The 23,279-nt window shown below is 62.4% G+C and carries 18 protein-coding genes and 1 pseudogene; 8 read left to right on the top strand and 11 right to left on the bottom strand.

The window, feature by feature from the left end:
* Positions 1-91 precede the first annotated feature (91 nt).
* The 4 genes from IEW63_RS01885 to IEW63_RS01870 all read right to left on the bottom strand — a co-directional run bounded on the left by IEW63_RS01885 (position 92) and on the right by IEW63_RS01870 (position 5,207).
* Positions 92-1,363, bottom strand: a complete 1,272-nt coding sequence (locus IEW63_RS01885; RefSeq protein ID WP_188634893.1) for an OprD family porin — start codon at positions 1,361-1,363, stop codon at positions 92-94.
* A gap of 109 nt (positions 1,364-1,472) precedes the next feature.
* Positions 1,473-2,711: a benzoate/H(+) symporter BenE family transporter gene (locus IEW63_RS01880; RefSeq protein WP_272872564.1), complete on the bottom strand. Its 1,239-nt coding sequence runs from the start codon at positions 2,709-2,711 to the stop codon at positions 1,473-1,475.
* A 37-nt stretch (positions 2,712-2,748) separates the two neighbouring features.
* Entirely contained in the window at positions 2,749-4,107 is a 1,359-nt protein-coding gene (locus tag IEW63_RS01875) for an MFS transporter (protein ID WP_188634891.1), read from the bottom strand.
* A 146-nt stretch (positions 4,108-4,253) separates the two neighbouring features.
* On the bottom strand, positions 4,254-5,207 hold the full coding sequence (locus IEW63_RS01870) for an AraC family transcriptional regulator (RefSeq protein ID WP_188634890.1): 954 nt from the start codon (positions 5,205-5,207) through the stop codon (positions 4,254-4,256).
* Positions 5,208-5,378: 171 nt separating this feature from the next.
* On the opposite strand from IEW63_RS01870, the gene IEW63_RS01865 reads away from it, so the two are divergent.
* Positions 5,379-6,278 carry a hydroxymethylglutaryl-CoA lyase gene (locus IEW63_RS01865; protein WP_188634889.1) on the top strand — a complete coding sequence of 300 codons (900 nt, stop codon included), beginning with the start codon at positions 5,379-5,381 and terminating at the stop codon, positions 6,276-6,278.
* Positions 6,279-7,001: 723 nt separating this feature from the next.
* Positions 7,002-8,951, top strand: a complete 1,950-nt coding sequence (locus IEW63_RS01860; protein WP_188634888.1) for an acetoacetate--CoA ligase — start codon at positions 7,002-7,004, stop codon at positions 8,949-8,951.
* A gap of 4 nt (positions 8,952-8,955) precedes the next feature.
* Here the strand turns inward: IEW63_RS01860 and IEW63_RS01855 are convergent, their stop codons facing one another.
* From IEW63_RS01855 to IEW63_RS01840, 4 genes are all read right to left on the bottom strand, one after another.
* On the bottom strand, positions 8,956-9,774 hold the full coding sequence (locus tag IEW63_RS01855; protein WP_229710280.1) for a cache domain-containing protein: 819 nt from the start codon (positions 9,772-9,774) through the stop codon (positions 8,956-8,958).
* Positions 9,775-9,852: 78 nt separating this feature from the next.
* A complete protein-coding gene (locus IEW63_RS01850; protein WP_188634887.1) occupies positions 9,853-10,707 on the bottom strand; it encodes a 3-hydroxybutyryl-CoA dehydrogenase in 855 nt (284 codons plus the stop codon).
* Positions 10,708-10,736: 29 nt separating this feature from the next.
* On the bottom strand, positions 10,737-11,924 hold the full coding sequence (locus tag IEW63_RS01845; protein ID WP_188634886.1) for an acetyl-CoA C-acyltransferase family protein: 1,188 nt from the start codon (positions 11,922-11,924) through the stop codon (positions 10,737-10,739).
* A 91-nt stretch (positions 11,925-12,015) separates the two neighbouring features.
* Complete coding sequence (locus tag IEW63_RS01840) at positions 12,016-12,933, bottom strand: LysR family transcriptional regulator (protein WP_188634885.1); 918 nt, start codon at positions 12,931-12,933, stop codon at positions 12,016-12,018.
* A 125-nt stretch (positions 12,934-13,058) separates the two neighbouring features.
* Between IEW63_RS01840 and IEW63_RS01835 the strand changes: the two genes are divergently transcribed.
* The 5 genes from IEW63_RS01835 (at position 13,059) to IEW63_RS01815 (ending at position 18,697) form a co-directional block, all read left to right on the top strand.
* Complete coding sequence (locus IEW63_RS01835; RefSeq protein ID WP_188634884.1) at positions 13,059-14,567, top strand: CoA-acylating methylmalonate-semialdehyde dehydrogenase; 1,509 nt, start codon at positions 13,059-13,061, stop codon at positions 14,565-14,567.
* A gap of 53 nt (positions 14,568-14,620) precedes the next feature.
* Positions 14,621-15,394 (top strand): enoyl-CoA hydratase, encoded by a 774-nt coding sequence (locus IEW63_RS01830; protein ID WP_188634883.1) that lies wholly within the window; start codon positions 14,621-14,623, stop codon positions 15,392-15,394.
* Positions 15,395-15,565: 171 nt separating this feature from the next.
* Positions 15,566-16,459, top strand: a complete 894-nt coding sequence (gene mmsB / locus IEW63_RS01825) for a 3-hydroxyisobutyrate dehydrogenase (protein WP_188634882.1) — start codon at positions 15,566-15,568, stop codon at positions 16,457-16,459.
* A complete protein-coding gene (locus tag IEW63_RS01820) occupies positions 16,456-17,532 on the top strand; it encodes an enoyl-CoA hydratase/isomerase family protein (protein WP_188634881.1) in 1,077 nt (358 codons plus the stop codon). Before mmsB ends, IEW63_RS01820 begins: the two co-directional genes overlap by 4 nt.
* 13 nt (positions 17,533-17,545) lie before the next feature.
* Positions 17,546-18,697, top strand: a complete 1,152-nt coding sequence (locus IEW63_RS01815; RefSeq protein ID WP_188634880.1) for an acyl-CoA dehydrogenase family protein — start codon at positions 17,546-17,548, stop codon at positions 18,695-18,697.
* A gap of 265 nt (positions 18,698-18,962) precedes the next feature.
* Here the strand turns inward: IEW63_RS01815 and IEW63_RS01810 are convergent, their stop codons facing one another.
* On the bottom strand, positions 18,963-20,672 hold the full coding sequence (locus tag IEW63_RS01810) for an AIPR family protein (RefSeq protein ID WP_188634879.1): 1,710 nt from the start codon (positions 20,670-20,672) through the stop codon (positions 18,963-18,965).
* Between the two features lie 179 nt (positions 20,673-20,851).
* On the opposite strand from IEW63_RS01810, the pseudogene IEW63_RS01805 reads away from it, so the two are divergent.
* A pseudogene (locus IEW63_RS01805) lies at positions 20,852-21,004 on the top strand (acyl-CoA dehydrogenase family protein); the annotation flags it as partial.
* A 48-nt stretch (positions 21,005-21,052) separates the two neighbouring features.
* Here the strand turns inward: IEW63_RS01805 and IEW63_RS01800 are convergent.
* Both IEW63_RS01800 and IEW63_RS01795 read right to left on the bottom strand, forming a co-directional pair.
* Positions 21,053-21,691, bottom strand: a complete 639-nt coding sequence (locus IEW63_RS01800) for a response regulator transcription factor (protein ID WP_229710279.1) — start codon at positions 21,689-21,691, stop codon at positions 21,053-21,055.
* A 2-nt stretch (positions 21,692-21,693) separates the two neighbouring features.
* Positions 21,694-23,166 (bottom strand): sensor histidine kinase, encoded by a 1,473-nt coding sequence (locus IEW63_RS01795; RefSeq protein WP_229710278.1) that lies wholly within the window; start codon positions 23,164-23,166, stop codon positions 21,694-21,696.
* Positions 23,167-23,279 lie beyond the last annotated feature (113 nt).

Here is a 23,279-nt window from a genome sequence, read left to right as displayed (position 1 = left end):
TGCGGTGGAGGCAAAATGGAGTGTCGAGTTCCACCTCGACACCAGGCGGTCTGCGGTAACCTCAGATTGTCGGGGTGGACCCGGCCCTCCCTTACAACAGCGTCCAGGTGTAATTGAAGACCAGCCGGTTTTCGTCGATGTCGGTGCGGTAGTTGGAGCGGGCGGTGACGTTGCGCAGGCGGATGTTCAGATTCTTCAACGCGCCGCTCTGCACGGTGTAGCCAATATCCAGATCCCGCTCCCACTCCTCGCCCTCGAAGCCCAGACCGGTATCGACGTTATCGCCCCGGATATAGCGCACCGTGGTCGTCAGACCCGGTACACCCAGCGCAGCGAAGTCGTAGTCGTGGCGCACCTGCCAGGAGCGTTCGTCCGCTCCGGCGAACTCGTAGGTCGGCACCTCGTTGCCCAGCGGACTCACGTTGTTGAACACCCGGGGGAAGGCGTCATCGCCGAACATGGCCTGATAACCGAGGTAGAAAGTATGGCCGCCGTGGCCGGCCGACAGCAGGCTGTAGAGCGCGCGGTTATCGATATCGCCGAGCAGGCGATCACCATCCTCCTCGGAATCGTAGAACCCGATATTGGCACCCAGCATCCAGTCGCCCACCGGCTCGCTGTGCTTGAGGTTGTAGAAGCGCTGGTTGTAGATGTCCTGCAGCTGCGCATACCACACCGCCGCCGAGGTGCGCTGGTCGTTGAAGGCGTACTCGGCGGCCGCATAATTGAAGCGATCCGTTGCGGCATCCCCGCCCAGCTGCGGCAAGTGCCCGAGCTTGGCGCGCATCTTGCCATCACCCGCCTCGTTCAGCAGGCTGCCCGAGCGGAACTGGCCCGCCTGCAGCGTCAGGCCGGGCAGCTCCCGGGAGACGATGCTGGCGCCCTGGTAGCTCGGCGGCAACAGGCGGATATCACTGAAGGTCAGCATCGGCAGGTTCGGCGTCTGCTCGCCGATCTTCAGCTCGGTCTGCAAGACTTTGAGCTTCAGCGCAGCACCCAGGCGGCTGTAGGTATCCGGCGCCTTGCCGTCGCTGTCGGCGGGCAGCAGTCCGGTATTGGCCCGCCCGCTCCCGCTGTCCAGCTTGATACCCAACTGACCGAGCAGATCCACCCCGACGCCGACGGTACCGGCGGTATACCCCGAACTGGCCCGCAGAATGAAACCCTGGGCCCACTCCTCGGCCCTGGATTGCTGGCTGGGTCCGACGATATCGGAGAAATCGCGGCTGAAGTAGTAATTGCGCGCCTGCAGGGTGGCGGAGGCGCCTTCGATAAAGCCCTGGTCGGCTCTGACCAGACTCGGCAGCAGTACGGCGCAGCCCAGGGTCAGGATCAGGGTATGTGGAACCAAGCATGTTTTCATGGCATTTCTCTTTGTTGTTCTGGTTGTAAATGCGTTTATCGCGGGGCGCAGCGTGCCTGACCACGGGCTGGCAGCCCGTGGCGGCGCGAAAACCTGAGAGTGAAATCAGTCAGCGGGCAGCCGTCTCCTGCGGCTCGCTGGCCACCGGGGTTGGGGAGGCTCGGGCCGACCTGCGTCGGGGGCGGCGCAGGCGCAACAGCAGGTGCGCCGCAAGGCCGAAGATCAATCCCCAGAAGGCCGCCGACAGGCCGAGGAAACTCATGCCCGAAGCAGTCACCAGAAAGGTGATCAGCGCGGCCTCCCGGTCATCCGGCACCGCCATGGCCCCGGCCAGCGCACCGCTGATGGCCGCCAGCAGGGCCAGCCCGGCCAGCGCGGCGATCAAGGCGGCGGGAAAGGCGGTGAAGATCGACACCAGGGTCGCACCGAACAATCCCAGCAGCAGGTAGAAGACGCCGCCGGAGACCCCGGCGACATAGCGCCTGGCGGGATCTTCGTGGGCTTCCCTGCCGGTGCAGATGGCTGCGGTAATCGCCGCCAGGGTGAGACCATGGCAACCGAAGGGCGCCAGCAACGCCGACCACACGCCGCTCTGTGTGATCAGCGGGCTGGCCGGGATACTGTGGTAACCGGCGGTCCGCAATACCGTCACCCCGGGCAGAAACTGCCCGGTCAGCGCCACCAGCACCAGCGGCAGGGCAATGTTCAGGGTCGCCTGCCAGGAGAATTCCGGGGTGATCCACTGGGGTATCGCCGGCCCCACCACCAGCGCATCACTGCGCAGCTCGCCCAGGCCCATGGCAATGGATACGCCCACCAGCAACACCGCCAGAACGGCATAGCGCGGCATCAGACGCTTGCCCAGCAGGTAGGTGAAGAACATCGCCAGCACCAGCAGTGGCTGCTGCTGCAGGGAGACAAACAGCCCGGTACCGAAGCTGAACAGGATGCCCGCCAGCATGCCGGCGGAAATCGCCGCCGGCAGCCGGCTGACGATGCGATCGAAGCTGCCGGACAGCCCCACCAGCAGGATGATCAGACTGCTGATCAGATAGGCACCCACCGCCTCATTCAGGCTTATGCCCGGCAGCAGAGTGATCAGCAGCGCCGACCCTGGCGCGTTCCAGGCAATGATCACCGGCACCCGGTAGCGCATGCTCAGGACGATACCCAGTACCCCGCTGCCGATGGAAATCGCCCACACCCAGGAGGTCAGTGCCGCCTGCGGCATATCCGCTGCCTGGGCCACCTGGAAGATGATCACCAGCGGCCCGGCGTAGGAAATCACCGTGGCGATGAAACCGGCCACCACCGCCGAAAGGGACAGGTCCTGCAACAGGGTCTTCATACTGCCTCGCATTAACTTGGAAACTGCCGGCCGGCCTTCAGACCTGGGCAGGGGCCAGCGGCGCGGCCATTTCTTCGGCCTGTTCAGGCGCCGTCTGACGTCTGCTCGACAATACGAACAGCGTCATGGCCAGCGCCGCAATCACACCCGGGATGGCAAAGGCGATGAAGTTCAACTGCAGCGGCAGGTTGATGCCCAGCAGCGCACCGCCAAGCAGCGGCCCGACAATGGCACCATTACGACCGATACCCGAGGCCCAGCCCAGGCCGGTGGAGCGAATCGACAGGCCGTAGAACTGCGCCGCCGCCGCATACAGCAGGATCTGGGTACCGATCACGGTAGCACCGGCAATGGTGATCAGGGTGTAGAGCACCGGCATCGGCGTCTTGAAGCCCAGCAGACTGATGGACGCCACGGAGACCGCAAAGAAGGCCACCACCACCTTGCCCAGGTCGAAGCGGTCACCCAGCCAGCCGCCGAGAATCGCCCCGAACATCCCGCCGAAGTTCAGCGCCAGCAGGAACGACAGGCTGGAACCCAGACTGTAACCGGCGTTGGCCATCAGCTTCGGCAGCCAGGAACCCAGCGCGTAGACCATCAGCAGACAGCAGAAGAACGCCACCCAGATCGACAGGGTGCCGAGCAGGCGGCCGCCACGAAACAGGTCCAGTAACGAGGTCTTGTGACCTGAGGTATCCACCATTTCCAGCGTGGCGTTGACCGGCAGCCGGGCACCCGGCTGTACCCGCTGCAGCATGGCACGGGCTTCCTCGGTGCGCCCCTGGCGTACCAGAAAGCCCACCGACTCGGGCAGATAGCGCAGGATCACCGGCAACAGCAGCAGCGGCACTATGGCTGCGAAGAACATCACTTCCCAACCGAAGCGCGGCAGCAGGAAGATACCCAGACCGGCGGAACACATGCCGCCCAGCGAATAACCGCTGAACATGATCGCCACCAGGGTACTGCGCAGCTTCTTCGGCGCGTACTCATTCATCAGCGCCACCACGTTGGGCATCAGCCCACCGCAGCCCAGTCCGGCGAGAAAGCGGAAGATGCCGAATTCCGTGGGGGTGCTGGCGAAGCCGTTGGCTACCGTGGCGATACTGAACAGCGCAAAACAGATGATGATGCCCTTCTTGCGGCCGATGTGATCAGCCAGGGTGCCGAACAGCAGCGCGCCGAACATCATGCCGAACAGCGCATAACTGCCCAGCGCTCCGGCCTGCAGCGGCGTCAGGCCCCACTCGTCCATGATCACCGGCAATACCACGCCGTAGATGAACAGATCGTAGCCGTCGAAGATCAGCAGCAGCGCACACAGGCTCATGACCACCCAATGGAAGCCATTGAAGCGCGCGTTATCGATAACCTCGTGAACATCCAGTTTTTGCATGACAGCGGTTCTCTTGTTGTTATTGTCCAGATTCGGCAGACACCCCAGCGACAGACTGAGGACGCCCCTGGAATGGAGGCTACGGTGGGTGCGGGGGGATCAATAGCCGTTTTCTGCAACAGCTTTATCCGGTTACTGCAACGGCCTCAGTGATGTCGGCGCAGGGTATCCGACGGCAGCTCGCCAAACTCGTTGCGGTAGCTTTCCGAAAAGCGCCCCAGGTGCATGAAGCCGTAATCCATGGCGATCTCGGTGATGTTGCGTACGCTGCCCGGGGACCGACTCAGTTGCTGGTGAATGCGCTCCAGTCTGCGCTGGCGGATATAGTTCTTTGGTGTGGTCCCTGCCTTGCGCTCGAACAGCAGATACAACGAGCGCGAACTCATGCGCGCCAACTCGGCCAGCTGCTCCACCGAAATATCCTTCTTCAGATGCGCCTCTATATAGTCGGCGATGCGGCGGAAGGAAGGGCAGCTCTCGCCAGCCTGATCACGCTCGATGCTGGTTTCCAGTGTGCACAGCAGCTTGGCTGCCAGTAAGCGTCCGTACTGTTCAACCAGCGGCCCCTGGCACTGAGCACTGCTGGCCTCCTGACAGATCAGCCGGAGCAGTTCAACCACGCCGGGCAACTGCTGCGCGGAATGCAGGCTGGCCGCAAACCGGATGCCCCCAGCGGGCGATGAGCCCTGGCTCTCACTGCATGCCTGTTGCACCAGACCCACGGGCAACTTGACGATCAGTTTTTCGCAGTCGCGGGAATAGGTCAGATCCACCGGGTCTTCGGGATTGATCACCAGCATCTCGCCCGGGCTCAGATAGTGCTCCTGCCCACGGCTGAGCCAGCGACAGTGGCCGCTGAGCTGCAATTGCAGATGGTAGACGGTTTCCAGTGCCGTGGATCTGACCTGAATCTGCTCGCCGTAGCGCAGGCTGCACAGGTCCAGCTGACCAAACGACCGATGCCGCAGACTGGCCTGCTGATCGGAACGGCGGGCGCCGTGGATGCCATGAACGCCCACGTGCTGATTGACGTAATCCGACACCCTGCGCGGATCGGCCTGATGGTAAACAATACTTTCGGGCCCCAACAGACTGACCATGACATGACACCTCGCTGACACCGCTGAGCCATAAACCTGAGCCAGCATAGGAAATCCGGGCGGCATACCACAGGCCCGCGTTCGATAATCGCACACTTTTCGGCGCTGTCCGCGGGGCAGCGGACCGCTATACTCAGAACAAACCCACTGGCCAGCATTGGAGAGCCAGCCATGTCCCTGCCCCAGCAAGTCCGCCTGGTCGAAGTCGGCCCCCGGGACGGTCTGCAGAACGAAGCCAGGCCGGTTACCCTGGTCCAGCGTGTTGAGCTGGTGGACAGACTGTCCGCCGCCGGGCTGGGTCATATCGAAGCAGGCAGCTTTGTCTCGCCACGCTGGGTGCCGCAGATGGCCGACTCCGCCGCCGTCTTCGGCAACATTCGCCGCCGCAGCGGCGTGCGCTACAGCGCGCTGGTGCCGAACCTGCAGGGCATGGAGGCGGCGATCGCTGCCGGGGCAACGGAAGTCGCGGTCTTTGCCTCTGCCTCCGAAGGCTTCTCCCAGCGCAATATCAACTGTTCGATCAGCGAAAGCCTGCAGCGTTTCGCCCCGGTCATGGCACTGGCCGGCGAGCAGGGCATGGCGGTGCGCGGTTACCTCTCCTGCGTGCTGGGCTGTCCCTATGACGGCCGCGTCGATCCGCAGCAGGTCGCCGCTGTCAGCGCCGAGTTACTGGCGATGGGCTGTTATGAAATATCCCTCGGCGACACCATCGGGGTCGGCGTGGCCAGCGCTACCCGGCAGCTGATCGAGACAGTCAGCCGACGTGTGCCCCGCGAACAACTGGCCGGACACTTCCATGACACCTACGGCCAGGCCCAGAGCAATATCTACGCTGCCCTGCTGGAAGGCGTCAGCGTGTTCGACAGTTCCGTCGCCGGGCTGGGCGGCTGCCCCTACGCCAGGGGCGCCAGCGGCAACGTGGCCAGTGAGGATGTGCTCTATATGCTCAACGGCATGGGGATTGATACCGGGGTGGATATTGAACAGTTGGTGAGGACCGGACAGTGGATCTGCCAGGTGCTGGGGCGGGACAATGGCTCGCGGGTCGGTCGAGCGATGGGCAAGGTGTAAGCCCGGGATGTCGAGCGCGACCCGGAGTGTCGAGCGCGACCCGGTCGAGTTCCATCTCGACACAGCGAGCTTGCCGCAACCCCACGGCCGGGATGGAACCCGGCCCTCCCAGGCGCGACCGGGAATGTCGAGTTCCACCTCGACACAGCGAGCTTGCAGCAACCCCTCCATGGCCGGAATGGAACCCGGCCCTCCCAGGCGCGACCGGGTGTGTCGAGTTCCACCTCGACACAGCGAGCTTGCCGCAAACCCCATGGCCGGGATGGAACCCGGCCCTCCCAGGCGCGACCGGGAGTGTCGAGTTCCACCTCGACACAGCGCGCTTGCCGCAAACCCCACGGCCGGGATGGAACCCGGCCCTCCCAGGCGCGACCGGGAGTGTCGAGTTCCACCTCGACACAGCGTGCTGGCAGCAACCTCCATGGCCGGGATGGAACCCGGCCCTCCCAGGCGCGACCGGAGTGTCGAGTTCCACCTCGACACAGCGTACTGGCAGCAAACCCCATGGCCGGGATGGAACCCGGCCCTCCCAGGCGCGACCTGAACGTCGAGTTCCATCTCGACACACCGAGCTTGCAGCAACCCCATGGGCCGGGATGGAACCCGGCCCTCCCAGGCGCGACCGGGAGTGTCGAGTTCCACCTCGACACAGCGCGCTTGCCGAAAAACCCCACGGCCGGGATGGAACCCGGCCCTCCAAGAATACGGAACAGGAGGAAAAGCATGCCCCACCCCCTCTGGACACCGAGCCGCGAGCAGATTGCCGCCAGCCGGATGGACGCCTTCCGGCGTCAGGTGAATCAACAGTTCGGATTATCGCTGGCCGACTACGCCCAGCTGCATGAATGGAGCATCCAGGAGCGGGCTGATTTCTGGCAGGCGTTGGTGGCGTTCTTTCAGGTGCAGTTCACCACTCCCCCGAGCCGAATCCTGGAAGAAAGCGGACACATGACCGAGGCCCGCTGGTTCAGCGGCGCGACCCTGAACTACGCCGCCCACCTGTTGCAGGGCCCAGACCAGCAGCCGGCACTGATCAGCATCAGCGAATCCGGCGAGCGCCAGCAGCTCAGTTTTGCCGAGCTGAGGGCCCATGTCGCCGGCCTGCAGCGCAGCCTGAGCGCGGCGGGGGTAACTGCCGGAGACCGGGTGGCGGCGATCCTGCCCAATGGCTGGCAGGCGGTGGTGGCGCTGCTGGCAACCAGCAGCCTGGGCGCGGTATGGTCCTCTTGCTCGCCGGACTTCGGCAGCCGGGGCATCGTTGATCGTTTCGGGCAGATCGAGCCAAAGGTTCTGATTGCCTGCGGCGGCTACCAGTATGCGGGCAAGCGCATCGATCTGGGCCAGCGGCTGGCCGAGGTGCTGCCGCAGTTGTCCAGCGTGAAGCAGCTGATACTCGTCGATGCCGAACGCGGCACCCAACGCCCCGAGCGCACCAACGTCCCGGCCACCGACTGGGACAGTTTCTACCAGCCGGGCGGTGTGCCGACTTTCCTGCCCCTGCCCTTCGACCACCCTCTGTATATACTCTACTCCAGCGGCACCACCGGCGTACCCAAATGCATCGTGCATCGCAGCGGCGGTGTGCTGCTGCAGCACCTGAAGGAGCTGGGCCTGCATACCGACCTGAACACCGGCAACCGGCTGTTCTACTACACCACCTGCGGCTGGATGATGTGGAACTGGCTGGTCTCAGGGCTGGCGGTGAATGCCACCTTGGTGCTCTACGATGGCGCACCTTTCCACCCGCACCCTGAGCGCCTGATTGATCTGATCGACAGCGAAGGCATCCATGCCTTCGGCATCAGCGCCCGCTATCTCGCCGCGCTGGAGAAGGAACAGGTGCGTCCCGCCCTGAGCCACCGGCTCGACAGCCTGCGCTGCATCCTTTCCACTGGCTCGCCGTTGTCGCCGGAAGGATTCGATTACGTCTACCGCGACATCAAGCCGGACGTGCAGCTGTCCTCCATCTCCGGCGGCACCGATATCGTTTCCTGCTTTGCGCTGGGCAGCCCGACGCTGCCGGTCTGGCGCGGCGAATTGCAGGGTGCGGGCCTGGGCATGGCGGTGGAGGTATGGAATGGCCAGGGCGAACAGGTAATCGGCGAAAAAGGCGAGCTGGTCTGCACCCGCGCCTTCCCGTCCATGCCGCTGGGTTTCTGGAACGATGCGGACGGCAGCCGCTATCGCGCCGCCTACTTCGAGCGTTTCCCCGGGGTCTGGGCCCATGGTGACTATGCCGAGCAGCGGCCCCACGGCGGCCTGATCATCCACGGGCGCTCGGACGCGGTGCTCAACCCCGGCGGCGTGCGCATCGGCACCGCGGAAATCTACCGGCAGGTGGAGCGTATCGACGAGATGCTGGAATCGGTCGCCATCGGTCAGCAATGGCAGGGGGATGTGCGCGTGGTGCTCTTTGTGCAGTTGCGTGAGGGGGTGGAGCTGGACGCCGCGCTGGAGCGACGCATCCGCGAGGAGATCCGCCAGCACGCCAGCCCACGGCATGTGCCGGCACGCATCGTTGCGGTGCAGGACATACCGCGTACCCGCAGCGGCAAGATAGTGGAGCTGGCCGTGCGCAATGTGGTGCACGGCCAGCCGGTGAACAATACCGAAGCCCTGGCCAACCCGGAGGCGCTGGACTGCTACCGCGACCGGGTCGAGCTGCAGAGCTGAGACATCACTCGGCCTGCTCGCCCTCGGGCTTGTAATAGCCCACGGCGACCAGGTAGCTGCCTACCCGACGGGCAAAGGCGTGCTTGGTCTCGACTTCACCGGTGATGGGATGCTCCCACTGGTAGGCGAACTCGATGGCACCCTCGGCATTGACCCGGGTCAGATCCTCGGCACTGATCGGACGACCCACGCGGTTGGCCAGAGCGCTCAGATCGCGACCCACCAGGCGCAGATTGGAGCCATGGGCGACGATACGCTGGCTGTCCATCTCGACCACGAAGACGTAGAGGTCGTCCTTGTAGAAGCGCTCATCCAGTGCGTTGATCGCCTTGAAGGTTTCCCGTGCATCGGCTCCGACCGCCTCAACCGCCGAGTTCAGCAGCTGCAGCGCCTCCTCCGAGGTGGCACGCGGCCGGTAGTAGCCCACCGCCAGGACCGTATCCCCTACCCGCTGGAAGTAGACGTGCTTGGTGATCTTGCGGCCACCGGTATCCCAGCTGCCCCAGGGGTAGTCGGCCTCGAGGATCTCGCCGCTCTCGGGCTGGCTCAGCGCCCGCTGGAACTTGGGCTTGAGCTCATCATCGATGGTATTCATGATGTCCCGCCCGATCAGCATGACCGACGGCCCGCCACTGGCGAGCATGATGCCGTTGGTGTTGATGGCGAATACGTAGAGATCATCCTTGACAAAGGGCCCCTGCCGGCTGAACACCGCCAGCGCCTTGTCGCCATTCTCCTTGTAATACTCAACAGCTTCGGTGAGCAGGGCGCGGGCCGCCGCACCATCATCTTCGCTCTGCGCGTGGGCTGCCCCGACTGACATCCCCATCCACAGAAGCACGAGCAACATCCAGTTTCTCAGCATCATCTACATCCTCATTGCCATAGGGTCGTAACAGTATCAGCCAGAATAGGGGTAAAAACCACGTCCCGCCTTGCGGCCCAGGTAGCCCGCCTCGACCATCTCGCGCAGCAGCGGCGCAGGTCGGTACTTGCTGTCACCGAAGCCGGTGTGGAATACCTCCATCACCTGCAGCAGGGTATCCAGGCCGATCAGATCCGCCAATGCCAGCGGGCCGATCGGGTGGTTGCAGCCCAGGCGCATGCCAAGATCGATGTCTTCGGCACTGGCGATGCCTTCCTGCAGCACGAAGATGGCTTCGTTGATCATTGGTACCAGGATGCGGTTGACCGCAAAGCCGGGACTGTTGCGCACGCTGACAGCCGTCTTGTTGATGCGGCCGACGAACTCGCTGGCGGCGGCGCGGGTCTGCTCCGAGGTCTGCAGCCCGGCAATCAGCTCCACCAGCAGCATTACCGGCACCGGATTGAAGAAGTGCATGCCGATGCAGCGCTCGGGGCGGCTGCTGACGCTGGCGATGCGGGTGATGGAGATGGACGAGGTGTTGGTGGCAATGATCGCGTCCGGGCGCACCACCTCGTCCACCTGCCGGATGATCGCCTCCTTGATGTGCAGCACCTCGGTGGCAGCTTCGATCACCAGATCCGCCTCGGTCAGATCGGCCATGGCGGTGGTGGTGCGTACCCGCGCCAGGGTTTCCTGCTTCTGATTTTCCGACAGCTGATCCTTGCGCACCAGCCGGTCCAGGCTGCCGGCCATGGTGGACATGGCCCGGTCCAGTGCCTCGGCGGAAATATCCACCAGGGTGACCGACAGTCCCGCTGCGGCGCAAACCTGGGCGATACCGTTACCCATGGTGCCGGCGCCGATGACGCCTACTTGCTGAATTGTCATTGTTCTCTCTCTTTCATCGTCAGGTTGAATCAGACGCGCTCATAGATGGCGGCAATCCCCTGGCCGCCGCCGATGCACATGGTTACCAGCGCATAACGACTGCCGGTGCGCTGCAGCTCGTAGATGGCCTTGACGCTGATGATGGCGCCAGTGGCTCCCACCGGGTGGCCGAGGGAGATGCCCGAGCCGTTGGGGTTGACCCTGGTCGGGTCCAGCTCCAGCTCCTGCATCACGGCGCAGGCCTGGGCGGCGAAGGCTTCGTTGGCCTCGATGACATCGATATCCTGCAATGTCAGGCCGGTGCGCTGCAGCACCTGGCGCACCGCGGGGACCGGGCCGATGCCCATGTAATCCGGGTCCACCCCGGCATGGGCGTAGCCCACCAGGCGCGCCATGGGGGTGAGCTGCAGATCTTTGACCGCCTGTTCCGAGGCGAGCATCAGCGCGGCGGCGCCATCGTTCAGGCCCGACGCATTGCCGGGGGTGACGGTACCGTTCTCCGGCTGGAACACCGGGCGCATACCGGCCAGCTGTTCGGCGGTGACGCCGGCGCGCACGTGTTCATCCACTTCAAACAGCTGCGTACCCTTGCGCGTCCTGATCTCGACCGGAGCAATCTGGGAAGCGAAATAACCGTTTTCAATGGCCTGTGCCGCGCGGCGCTGACTTTCCGCTGCGAGTTCGTCCTGAGCCTGGCGGGAGATACCGTAGCGCGCCGCCACATTCTCGGCGGTGACGCCCATATGCATGCGCTTCCACGGGTCATGCAGAATGCCGTTCATGTAATCGAGCGCCGTGGCGTCGCCCAGCCGGCCACCCCAGCGCATGGCCGGCAGCATGTACGGGCCACGGCTCATGCTTTCAGCACCGCCGCCCACCGCCACCTCGGCGTCTCCCAGCATGATGCTCTGCGCTGCGGAAACAATTGCCTGCAGACCCGAACCGCAGAGGCGGTTGACGTTGAAGGCCGGCGTTTCCTTTGGAATGCCAGCATCCATGGCCGCAACGCGACTGAGGTAGGCGTCCTTCGGTTCGGTGGGGATCACGTTACCCATGACCACGTGACCGACCTGATCCGGCGCCACCCCGGAGCGTTCCAGCGCCGCCTTGACTGCCGTGGTGGCCAGGCTGCACAGCGCCGTATCCTTTAACGTACCGCCGAAGGTACCGATAGCCGTACGCGCTGCGCCGACCACATAAACTGCTGATGTTGTCATTCTTGTATTCCTGCTTGTGCGAAACCTGCGAGCTGACCACGAGCGCTCGATCTCAGTCAATGCACATTGCGCATCTGACCTGAAAAGCCTCTCAAGTTCTATTGTCTTCCGTAACGATAGTTTCCCTCCCCATCAACCGCCCCCGTTCCCGCTCCGCCTGCTCCCGCAGAAAATCCCAGGTCACCCGCATCCGCGCAATGTCCTTCAGCTCGATGGGCATCAGCATCCAGAAGGTGCGGATGAAGCGGATCTGCGCCGGCATGATCAGTTGCAGGCGCGGGTCCTGGTCGGCGGTGAATGCGGGCAGGATGCCCAGGCCGGCGCCCGCGGCAATCGCTTCCTGCTGCGCCAGCACGCTGGTACTGCGCACACCCACTGCACCGGAGCCGGCAATCTCGTCGAGAAATAGCAGGTCCTTGCTGAACACCAGATCGTCCACATAGCTGACAAAGCGGTGCTTCTCCAGATCGGCCCGGCTGTTGATCGGGCCGTGCTGTTCGAGGTAATCCCTGCCGGCGTACAACCGCAGCACATAGTCGGACAGTTTGGTGATGATGAAGGGGCCGCGTTCCGGCCGCTCCAGGGTGATGACGATATCCGCTTCATGGCGGGACAGGCGCACCGCCCGGGGCAGCGCCAGCAGATCAAGGTTCAGATGGGGATGGCGCTGGCTCAGCTCGCCAAGCTGCGCAGCAACCATGGTGCCATAGCCCTCGGTTGCGCCGATGCGAACCTGCCCGGACAGGCTGTCGCCCGGGTTGGGCAGCGCCTGCTCGATGCGCACGCTGGCCCCTTCCATCAACTCCACCTGCGGCAACAGGCTGCGGCCGGCCTCGGTCAGGGTATAGCCGCTGGTGTCACGCAGAAACAGCGCCACGCCGAGATTCTTCTCCAGTGCCTGCACCCGCCGCGACACCGTGGTGTGGTCCACGCCCAGCCGCCGCGCCGCCGTAGTCAGTCGCCCCGCCCTGCTTAATTCGAGAAAAAACCGCAGGTTATCCCAATCCATCCTAGCTACCTGTGCAAAAACGCAGACCCAACTTGCGAATGAGCCAATTGTTTATGGGAAAAACGCACTGCTACTATCCATGACATCTTCCAAGACGACAAGGGCCGCGGCCCCAGAGGACAACAATGAGCAATAACAACATCCCTACCGTCAAGCTGCTGATCAACGGCGAGTTCGTTGAGTCGAAGACTGACCAATGGCGCGACGTGGTCAACCCGGCCACTCAGGAAGTCCTGGCCCGTGTGCCCTTCGCCACCCAGGACGAAATCAACGCCGCCGTGGCCAACGCCAAGGAAGCCTTCAAGACCTGGCGCAAGACACCGATCGGCGCCCGTGCCCGCATCTTCCTCAAGTACCAGCAACTGATCCGCGAGAACATGAAGGAGCTGGCTGCCATCCTCACCGCCGAGCAGGGCAAGACCCTGGCCGACGCCGAGGGCGATGTGTTCCGCGGTCTGGAAGTGGTTGAGCATGCCTCCGCCGTGGGCAACCTGCAGCTGGGCGAACTGGCCAACAACGTCGCGGGCGGCGTGGACACCTACACCCTGCTGCAGCCGCTGGGCGTCTGCGCGGGCATCACCCCGTTCAACTTCCCGGCGATGATCCCGCTGTGGATGTTCCCCATGGCCATCGCCACCGGCAACACCTTCGTGCTCAAGCCCTCCGAGCAGGACCCCATGGTCACCATGCGCCTGGCTGAACTGGCGCTGGAAGCCGGTATCCCGCCGGGCGTACTGAACGTGATCCACGGCGGCGTGGATGCGGTGAATGCCGTCTGCGACCACCCGGATATCAAGGCGGTGTCCTTCGTCGGCTCCACCCATGTCGGTACCCACGTCTACAATCGCGCCAGCCAGGCCGGCAAGCGCGTGCAGTGCATGATGGGCGCGAAGAACCACGCCATCGTCATGCCCGACGCCAACAAGGAGCAGACCCTGAACAACCTGGTCGGAGCCGCCTTCGGTGCAGCCGGGCAACGCTGCATGGCCCTGCCGGTCATCATCCTGGTAGGCGAGTCGCGCAACTGGCTGCCCGAGCTGGCCCGCAAGGCCCAGACACTCAAGGTCAGCGCTGGCGTCGAGCCGGGCACCGATGTGGGCCCGGTCATCTCCCGCTCCGCGCTGGATCGCATCAATGGTCTGATCCAGAAAGGGATCGATGAAGGCGCCGAGCTGGTGCTGGACGGCCGCAACCCGGACGTCCCCGGCTACGCCGATGGCAACTTCGTCGGCCCGACCATCCTGGCAGGCGTCAAGCCGGGCATGAGCGTGTACGACACCGAAATCTTCGGGCCGGTGCTCTGCGTGATGGAAGCCGACTCGCTGGACGAGGCGATCGAGATCATCAACGCCAACCCGAACGGCAACGGCACCGCCATCTTCACCCGTTCCGGTGGCATTGCCCGCCGCTTCCAGGAAGACATCGACGTGGGTCAGGTCGGCATCAACGTGCCGATTCCGGTGCCGGTACCGCTGTTCTCCTTCAGCGGCTCGCGCGGCTCCAAGCTGGGCGACCTGGGCCCGTACGGCAAGCAGGTGATCCTGTTCTACACCCAGACCAAGACCATCACCGCCCGCTGGTTCGATGACGACGAGCAGGCCGCTGCGGTTAATACGACCATCACCCTGAAGTGACGCCTGACAGGCCGGCTCAGTAAAGGCCGGCCTCTTTTTGTTGGAGTAGAGACATGAGCTTTGAAACCATCCTGATCGAAACCCGCGAGCGCGTTGGCCTGATTACCCTGAACCGGCCCCAGGCGTTGAACGCCCTGAACACCCAGGTGCTGGACGAGCTGAACCAGGCGCTGGACCAGTTCGAGAACGACCCGAATATCGGTTGCGTGGTACTGACCGGCTCCAGCAAGGCCTTTGCCGCCGGTGCCGATATCAAGCAGATGGCAGAACTGAACTACCCCGGCGTGTACATGGACGACTTCTTTTCCCCCGCCGACCGCATCGCCAACCGCCGCAAGCCGCTGATCGCTGCTGTGGCCGGTTATGCGCTGGGCGGCGGCTGCGAGCTGGCAATGATCTGCGACTTCATCTATGCCGCCGACAACGCCCGCTTCGGCCAGCCGGAAATCAACCTGGGCGTACTGCCCGGTATCGGCGGCACCCAGCGCCTGACCCGCGCCATCGGCAAGGCCAAAGCCATGGAGATGTGCCTGACCGGTCGCCAGATGGATGCCCAGGAAGCCGAGCAGGCGGGCCTGGTTGCACGGATCTTCCCGGTAGATCAACTGCTGGACGAGACCCTGAAGGCCGCCCAGGTCATCGCGGAGAAGTCCCTGCCCAGCGTGATGATGACCAAGGAATGCGTGAACCGCGTGTTCGAAACCAGCCTGGCAGAAGGCGTGCGCTTCGAGCGCCGTGTGTTCCACTCGATCTTCGCCACCGCCGACCAGAAAGAAGGCATGCAGGCTTTTGTCGAGAAGCGCAAACCCGATTTCAAGCACGGCTGAGTGACAGGGCGCGCGCCGCGCGCCATCGCCCCGAGGTCGGGGCTCCTACAAACAGCTAAAAAAGAGCTCGATCATGAATCTGTAGGAGCGGCGCCGGGACGCCGGACCGCCCCGCCGCGATGGCGTGCACAGCACGCCCGACCGCCTGACAACAACAATGAGGCAACCCACATGAAAATAGGCTTTATAGGACTGGGCAACATGGGCGGGCCGATGGCCCGGAACCTGCTCAAGGCAGGGCATCAGCTCACCGTATCCGACCTCTCCCAAAGCGCCGTCGCCGGCCTGGTCGAAGCCGGTGCCAGCGCCGCAGCAAGCATCGCCGAACTGGCGCGCAGCGACGTCGAAATGATCATCACCATGCTGCCCGCCGCTCCCCATGTGAAATCGGTCTATCTGGGTGAAGACGGCCTGCTGGCCAACGTCGCCCCTCAGGTGCGCCTGATCGACAGCTCCACCATCGACCCCATGAGCGCCCGCGAAGTGGCCGCAGCCGCCGAGAAGCAGGGTAATCGCATGGTCGATGCCCCGGTCTCCGGCGGCACCGGCGGCGCCACCGCCGGCACCCTGACCTTCATGGTCGGCGGGGACAAGGCTGACTTCGATGTCGCCCTGCCGGTGCTGCAGGCCATGGGCAAGAACATCGTGCACTGCGGCCCCAGCGGCAACGGCCAGGTGGCCAAGGTTGCCAACAACATGCTGCTGGCCATCACCATGATCGGCACCGCCGAGGCGATGAACCTGGGCGTGTCCCTGGGCATGGACCCGGCGGTACTGGCCGGCATCATCAACACCTCCAGCGGCCGCAACTGGAGCTCCGACACCTACAACCCCTACCCCGGCGTCATGGACAACGTGCCCGCTTCCCGCGGCTACACCGGCGGTTTCGGTACCGACCTGATGCTCAAGGACCTGGGGCTGGCCACCGAGGCCGCCAAGCAGGCGCGCCAGCCGGTCATCCTCGGCGGCCTGGCCCAGCAGCTGTACCAGACCTTCAGCAGTCAGGGTAACGGCGCGCTGGACTTCTCGGCGATCATCAAGCTGTACAACGGAGCAATCAAATGAGCGAGCAGACTGTACTGGTCGAGGTGCGCAACAGCGTCGGTCACCTGACGCTGAACCGGCCGGCCGGACTCAACGCTCTGAACCTGGACATGGTGCGCCAGCTGCGCAGTCAGCTGGACGTCTGGCTGCAGGACGATGGCATCAAGGCGGTGGTACTGCGCGCCAATGGCGAGAAGGCCTTCTGCGCCGGCGGCGACATCCGCGGCCTGTACGACAGCTACCTGGCCGGCGACGGCATGTACATGACCTTCTTCCGCGAGGAATACGCGCTGGATCAGCTGATCCACGCCTATCCCAAACCGGTCCTGGCGCTGATGGACGGCTTCGTGCTGGGTGGGGGCATGGGTCTGGCCCAGGCCGCATCCCACCGGGTGATCACCGAGCGGGTCAAGATGGGCATGCCGGAAACCGGCATCGGCTACTTCCCGGATGTGGGCGGCAGCTACTTCCTGCCCCGCCTGGAAGGCGCCATCGGTCAGTATCTGGGGGTAACCGGCACCCATATCCGTGCGGCCGACGCCCTGTACTGCGGTCTGGCCGACCACTGCCTGGGCAGCGAGCTGATCGGCGAGTTCGACGAGGCACTGAACCAGCTGGACTGGTCCGCCGAGCCGGCGAAGGATCTCGACCAGCTGCTGAACAAACGCGCCTCGCAGAAGATCCCGGGCTCCGAGATCAAGGCCATGCGTTCGGCCATCGACCACCACTTCAGCCAGCCCGACATGCACCGCATCCGCGCCTCCCTGGCAGCCGAGGAATGCCCGGCCTTCCAGGACTGGGCCGAGCGGACCCTGGCAGCCATCGATGCCAAGTCACCGCTGGCCATGTGCGTGACCCTGGAGCTGCTGCGCCAGGGCAGAGAGCTGACCCTGGCCGATTGCTTCGCCCTCGAGCTGTACCTGGACAGCCAGTGGTTTGCCGATGGCGACATCATGGAAGGCGTGCGCGCGCTGATCGTCGACAAGGACAAGAACCCGCACTGGAATCCGCCCACTCTGGCCGAGGTCGACCCGGCACGGGTAGCCGCCTTCTTCGCCGGCTTTGAACCAGGCCAGGCCGCCGAGCGCGCCTGACGGAGAGACAGAAATGCACGATATCGAACTCAATGAAGACCAGCGGATGATCCGCGACATGGCCCGCCAGTTCGCCCAGAGCGAGCTGGCGCCCCGGGCCGCCGAGTGGGACAAGTCCGGCTGGATCGACGATGCCGTGGTGAGCCAGATGGGCGAACTCGGCCTGCTCGGCATGGTGGTGCCCGAGGAATGGGGCGGCAGCTACGTCGACTATGTCGCCTACGCCCTGGCGGTCGAGGAAATCGCCGCCGGCTGCAGCGCTACCGGCGCCATGATGAGCATCCACAACTCCGTGGGCTGCGGCCCCCTGCTCAACTTCGGTACCCCCGAACAGCAGGAAGCCTGGCTGCCGGATCTGGCCGCCGGCCGCAAGATCGGCTGCTTCGCCCTGACCGAGCCCCAGGCAGGCTCGGAAGCCAACAACCTGCGCACCCGCGCGGTACTGGAAAACGGCGAGTGGGTACTCAACGGCGCCAAGCAGTTCGTCAGCAACGCCAAGCGCGCGCACCTGGCCATCGTCTTCGCGGTGACCGACCCGGAACTGGGCAAGAAAGGTCTGTCGGCCTTCCTGGTCCCCACCAACACCGCGGGCTTCAAGATCGAACGCATGGAACACAAGATGGGCATCCGCGGCTCGGACACCTGCGCCGTGACCCTGGACAACTGCCGCATCCCCGAGGCGAATCTGCTCGGCCCCCGCGGCAAGGGTCTGGCCATTGCCCTGTCCAACCTGGAAGGCGGCCGCATCGGCATCGCCGCCCAGTCCGTGGGTATCGCCCGTGCGGCCTTCGAGGCAGCGCTGACCTACGCCCGCGAACGCACCCAGTTCGGTGTCCCCCTGACCGAGCACCAGAGCGTGGCCAACATGCTGGCCGACATGCACACCCGCATCAACGCCGCACGCCTGCTGATCCTGCATGCCGCACGCCTGCGCACCGAAGGCATACCCTGCCTGTCGGAAGCCTCCCAGGCCAAGCTGTTCGCCAGCGAGATCGCCGAGCAGGTGTGCTCCCACGCCGTGCAGATCCACGGCGGCTACGGCTATCTGGAGGATTATCCGGTGGAACGGCTGTACCGCGATGCGCGCATCACCCAGATCTACGAAGGCACCAGCGAAATCCAGCGCCTGCTGATTGCCCGGGAGCTGAAGAACTACCCGCTGTAAACACATACCGGGCAACCCTTGCGGTTGCCCGGCCAACTACTCGACAAAAAACCCGCTTTTTTGATCTACGACCCAACTCGCTCGAGCTAGCACACACTAATGTAGCTCTGGAGCCGTGTAGAAGCCTAAAGTAAACGCAGGGCAACGGGCCTACCGCGCCGTCCGTCTTATTAGGAGGTTCCTATTACGAAGTAAGCAGCCAATGCGACCGCCTAATCGGAAAGCCACAACGCGGTCACAGCATCATCTAACCAGTGACGCCCCATTATTTTCCAAACATCGCAAGTGTGAATTTTTCTACTACGGTCTCGGTCCTTATGTAGTCTCTAACCCTCTCACGCGAGTTGTTACTTGATTCCTTTATAAGAATTTCAAGGTGCGACGCCACTTCTTCGATATGTTCTGCAAACTTATCATTATCCTGAATGATTTTAAAAACATGTCCCCGGACCACCTTCTGTTTTTTTTGCGTAGCCTCTAGCAGATCGGGGGCTTTCCAGAACTTTCTTACTAACGCGTAGAGCGCGTAGAAACGGAAAATTACCCGAGACCTATCTACTTTCGCCGATCGAACCAAATAGTCAAACTTATATATCGCTAAGGCAGCTACGTAATACAACTCCACATTATGATCTTTCAAAAATATTTTATCTGAGTACTCTTTGCGTATTCCACGGTGATCACGAGCTGCACGGTGTGGTTGGAAAAAGAACATAGCAGCTGCTGCTTTCATCAAATCAGATGGGCGTAAGATCCTAGTACGCTCCACGGCGACATCTCTATATTGGTTATCTCGTCTTTCTATAAATATGCGGTCGGCCTGGGCTGCACAATATTCCTCAAGATCCTTCATAAAGGGAAGCAGAGCCCAGAACTGATCTTCCCGCACATCATTCTGGCGATTCGTCCCTATGATTACACTGGAGACAAAATCAGAGTCACTACAACCTATTAGTCTTAATGGGACAGATATCAACTCAGCCTTATCTCGCACATGCGACAATATATTAGTCGTCTGACAACCATTAACTATCTGATAATCCTCAAGCGTAAAAACATCACCCTTCCTATCTATGCTTTTTGATACTATTGTTATCCCATTATTCTTAAAAACAAACGAATCTAGATCACCTCCCTCCAACTCCGATATAATTGATTTATTAATATCAGAGTCAGGATTAAAATCCCTAACGTTGTCATAAAAAATAGCCCGATTTATATGACGCACGCCTTCCTGATCGGCATCACCAAGTGCAATCTCTAGAATTTCTGAGGCAGAAATATATCCAATATAAGCCTCATCCACCTTATCATGGCTGGGCATCGTCACAGCTTTGGGGAAATTTATCTTCGCCGAAGTGGAGTTAGTCGCCGATCTAAATCCATTTTGTATAACCTTCGCCCCCACACACTCTATTTGAATCTTGCTAAAGATATTTAGCTCGTCAAATCTAGCTTTATTTGTGTTTATTAACTTGGCTATAACCTCAGAAACTTGGCCTGTCCCAGTAGTGCAATAGAAGCATCGTAATGTCGGGCTTACCTTGGCCGCAGCCCCATAAATCTCATCTTTAACCTCAACAAGACTCTTTATCTGGTCACCCAAAACCATCTCTTGGGACACAAAAAAGTCATAAACCGCATCTAGAAACTTAGACACGTCCCCGTAATCCATACTTTCGGAGGTTTTCGACTGGAAGAAATGAAATTCGGAAACGTGATTTTTTCCCACAGACAATATCTCAGCTGCCTCATCAGCATCTGTGCACAGTGTACCCTGGATAGATATTGCGACCCCATCAATCCCGAACTCCTCCCCTCTCAGATGCGCCCGGAACGGATCAATATTTTCCCCTAATACCCCATTTTCAATTGAAAATATTGACATCACCTCAAACAAGTCCGAGTCGCTTAATCTTTCAGTTGGGTTCATGTCTCTGAAAGTAGAAAGTTGCGCCTTTATTATTGGATTCATTTCCTTTTTTTCTCCTTCTCAGACTTATCTGTTTTTGATGCAAAGCGGAAAGATAACCGATGTAATATCTTTTGGCCACTACCGTTAGACAGCATTCGGGGAAAAGGGGTGAGCTGCGATGCGATGCCATCATCTCAAGACGTGTCGGCGATTTCCCTCATTAAGAAGCAGCTGCGACGTGGGAGGTACAGATCCACGGCGGCTACGGCTATCTGGAGGATTACCCGGTGGAACGGCTGTACCGCGATGCGCGCATCACCCAGATCTACGAAGGCACCAGCGAAATCCAGCGCCTGCTGATCGCCCGGGAGCTGAAGAACTACCCGCTGTAAACGCATATCGGGCAACCGCAAGGGTTGCCCGGTCCATCGGCCCGATCCTCAGCGCGGCTGCAGGGTAAAGGGTTCCACCAACCCCACCCCGATACACATTCCCACCAGTGCCGGCAGGCTGTCGGCCTGCATGCGTTTCATCACCCGGGAGCGGTAGAGATCCACGGTCTTGACGCTGATGCCCAGCTGCTCGGCTATCTCGCGGTTGCTTCGGCCCTGCACCAGCGGCAGCAGCACGTCCCGCTCCCGTGGGGTGAGCTGATCCAGGCGCTGTTGTACTTCGCTCGCCTGTGGCCCTGCGGCGGCGGGACGCGCACGCTGGCGCAGGGCCCGTTGCACGCTGTCCAGCAGCAGCTGCTCGTTGTAGGGCTTTTCGATGAAGTCCACCGCGCCGGCGCGGAAGGCGCGTACCACTATGGGTACATCGGCATGGGCGCTGACGAAGATCACCGGCAGCTGACTGCCGCGCTCGCGCAGGGCGTCCTGCACCGCCAGCCCGCCCATACCGGGCATGCGGATATCCAGCAGTACGCAGGCCGGTATGTCTTCGCTGCAGCTGTCGAGAAAGGCCTGGCCGGAGGTGAAGGGCACCGCCTGCAGACCTACCGATTCCAGCAGCCAGACGGTGGACTCCAGCATGCCCTGATCGTCGTCCACCACATACACGCGCTGCTGATGCATCTCCATATTCACTTCTCCGTTACCTGTTCCTGTGCGGGCAATACCGGCAGCCAGCCATGCAGGCACAGGCCGCCGCTCTCGGCCGGGCGCGCTTCCAGCCCGCCGCCGAAGCCCTCGATGATGCTTTGACTCATGGACAGCCCCAGTCCCAGGCCGTCTTCCTTGCTGGTGAAGAACGGCGTGAACAGGCTGGCCAGTTGTTCGGGGGCCAGTCCCGGCCCCTGGTCGGTGACTTCCAGATGCACCCGGCGTTCATCCTGGCTCAGCGTCAGCCAGATCCGCGAGGGGCAGTCCGGGTGGGTTTCCTGATTGGCCTCGATGGCATTGCGCAGCAGGTTGAGCAGCACCTGCTGGATCAGCACCGGGTCCACGTGCACATCGGGCAGCTCGGCCGGTATCTGCTGGATGATCTCCACCTGCTGTTGCTGGGCCTCCCAGGCGCAGAGGCGCAGCGCATCGGCCGCCAACTGCGCCGGATTGATGCGCTGCGCCTTGCGCGGCCCCTTGCGCAGAAAGGCGCGCAGCCGCTTGATCACCTCGGCGGCATGCTGGGCGTGACTGTTGATGCGCTCCAGCCCCAGGGTCAGGCGCTGGACCAGCTCGGCATCGGCCTGCATTGCCGTCAGATACCGCTGACTGGCGCTGGCGTAATTGACGATGGCCGCCAGCGGCTGATTGATCTCATGGGCGATGCCCGAGGCCAGCTCGCCGAGGGTGGCCAGGCGGGTGGCGTGGGTCAGCTCCTCCTGCAGGCGCCGGTTGTGCTCCTCGCTGCGCACCCGTTCGGTGATGTCCCGGGACACGCTGACCACCTCCACCACACTGCCGGTATAGGTCTCGCGAATAGCCCGGCTGGCGGTCTCGAACCACAGGTAATGGCCATCCCTGTGGCGGATGCGGTAACTCAGGGTGAGGTAGCCGTCCTGCTCCAGCGCCCGGGAATAGCGCTGCACCAGTTCATCACGCTCCTGGGGGTGGATCAGCTCCTGGATGCGAGTACCGCGCAATTGCTCCGGCCAGTAGCCCAGCAGAGCCCAGGCCGCCGGGGAGGCGTCGAGGAATTCGCCGCCAGGTGTGTGCCGGGAGATGAGGTCGGTGGTGTTCTCGATGATCAGACGATACAGCCGTCGCGCCTGCTGCGCCTGCTGAAAGGTACTCAGGGTCTCGGTGGCATCCCGGGCACGCCCCTGCACATGGCCGTCGGTCAGGGCAAAGAAGCTCCACAGCAGCTGCCGTCCGTCGGGCACCGCCACGCGCACATCCTCGATGGCGCGCTGCTGTTCCAGTACCGCCTGGACCAGATGGGCGAGGTTTTTCGGCAGCAGCAGATCGGGCGCCAGCCCGGCGCTGAGCCAGGCATGCATGGCCGGATTCCAGTCACACAGGCGGGCACGGGCGTCCAGCACCACCGCCGGCTGGGGGTCTGCAGCGGGTAGCCACCAGCCTCGTGCTGGGGCGGCGTGTTTATTCTTATCAGGCACGCATCACCTTATAGGATAACTACTATACCACCTTAGTAATACTTCCAATCCTTTAACGGATAACCTATAAAAGATTCCAAGAACCAGAAGGATGCCGTCTCGATAATGGCATT

The organism is Halopseudomonas pertucinogena (assembly GCF_014646575.1).
GTDB lineage: Bacteria > Pseudomonadota > Gammaproteobacteria > Pseudomonadales > Pseudomonadaceae > Halopseudomonas > Halopseudomonas pertucinogena.
Note: the sequence above shows the minus strand (reverse complement) of the source record. Positions and strands in the feature narration are given on the sequence as shown.

Bases quoted from the DNA above. Each gene is read 5' to 3' on its own strand.
- IEW63_RS01885 (WP_188634893.1), bottom strand. From the start codon at position 1,363: ATGAAAACATGCTTGGTTCCACATACCCTGATCCTGACCCTGGGCTGC.
- IEW63_RS01880 (WP_272872564.1), bottom strand. From the start codon at position 2,711: ATGAAGACCCTGTTGCAGGACCTGTCCCTTTCGGCGGTGGTGGCCGGT.
- IEW63_RS01875 (WP_188634891.1), bottom strand. From the start codon at position 4,107: ATGCAAAAACTGGATGTTCACGAGGTTATCGATAACGCGCGCTTCAAT.
- IEW63_RS01870 (WP_188634890.1), bottom strand. From the start codon at position 5,207: ATGGTCAGTCTGTTGGGGCCCGAAAGTATTGTTTACCATCAGGCCGAT.
- IEW63_RS01865 (WP_188634889.1), top strand. From the start codon at position 5,379: ATGTCCCTGCCCCAGCAAGTCCGCCTGGTCGAAGTCGGCCCCCGGGAC.
- IEW63_RS01860 (WP_188634888.1), top strand. From the start codon at position 7,002: ATGCCCCACCCCCTCTGGACACCGAGCCGCGAGCAGATTGCCGCCAGC.
- IEW63_RS01855 (WP_229710280.1), bottom strand. From the start codon at position 9,774: ATGTCAGTCGGGGCAGCCCACGCGCAGAGCGAAGATGATGGTGCGGCG.
- IEW63_RS01850 (WP_188634887.1), bottom strand. From the start codon at position 10,707: ATGACAATTCAGCAAGTAGGCGTCATCGGCGCCGGCACCATGGGTAAC.
- IEW63_RS01845 (WP_188634886.1), bottom strand. From the start codon at position 11,924: ATGACAACATCAGCAGTTTATGTGGTCGGCGCAGCGCGTACGGCTATC.
- IEW63_RS01840 (WP_188634885.1), bottom strand. From the start codon at position 12,933: ATGGATTGGGATAACCTGCGGTTTTTTCTCGAATTAAGCAGGGCGGGG.
- IEW63_RS01835 (WP_188634884.1), top strand. From the start codon at position 13,059: ATGAGCAATAACAACATCCCTACCGTCAAGCTGCTGATCAACGGCGAG.
- IEW63_RS01830 (WP_188634883.1), top strand. From the start codon at position 14,621: ATGAGCTTTGAAACCATCCTGATCGAAACCCGCGAGCGCGTTGGCCTG.
- mmsB (WP_188634882.1), top strand. From the start codon at position 15,566: ATGAAAATAGGCTTTATAGGACTGGGCAACATGGGCGGGCCGATGGCC.
- IEW63_RS01820 (WP_188634881.1), top strand. From the start codon at position 16,456: ATGAGCGAGCAGACTGTACTGGTCGAGGTGCGCAACAGCGTCGGTCAC.
- IEW63_RS01815 (WP_188634880.1), top strand. From the start codon at position 17,546: ATGCACGATATCGAACTCAATGAAGACCAGCGGATGATCCGCGACATG.
- IEW63_RS01810 (WP_188634879.1), bottom strand. From the start codon at position 20,672: ATGAATCCAATAATAAAGGCGCAACTTTCTACTTTCAGAGACATGAAC.
- IEW63_RS01800 (WP_229710279.1), bottom strand. From the start codon at position 21,691: ATGGAGATGCATCAGCAGCGCGTGTATGTGGTGGACGACGATCAGGGC.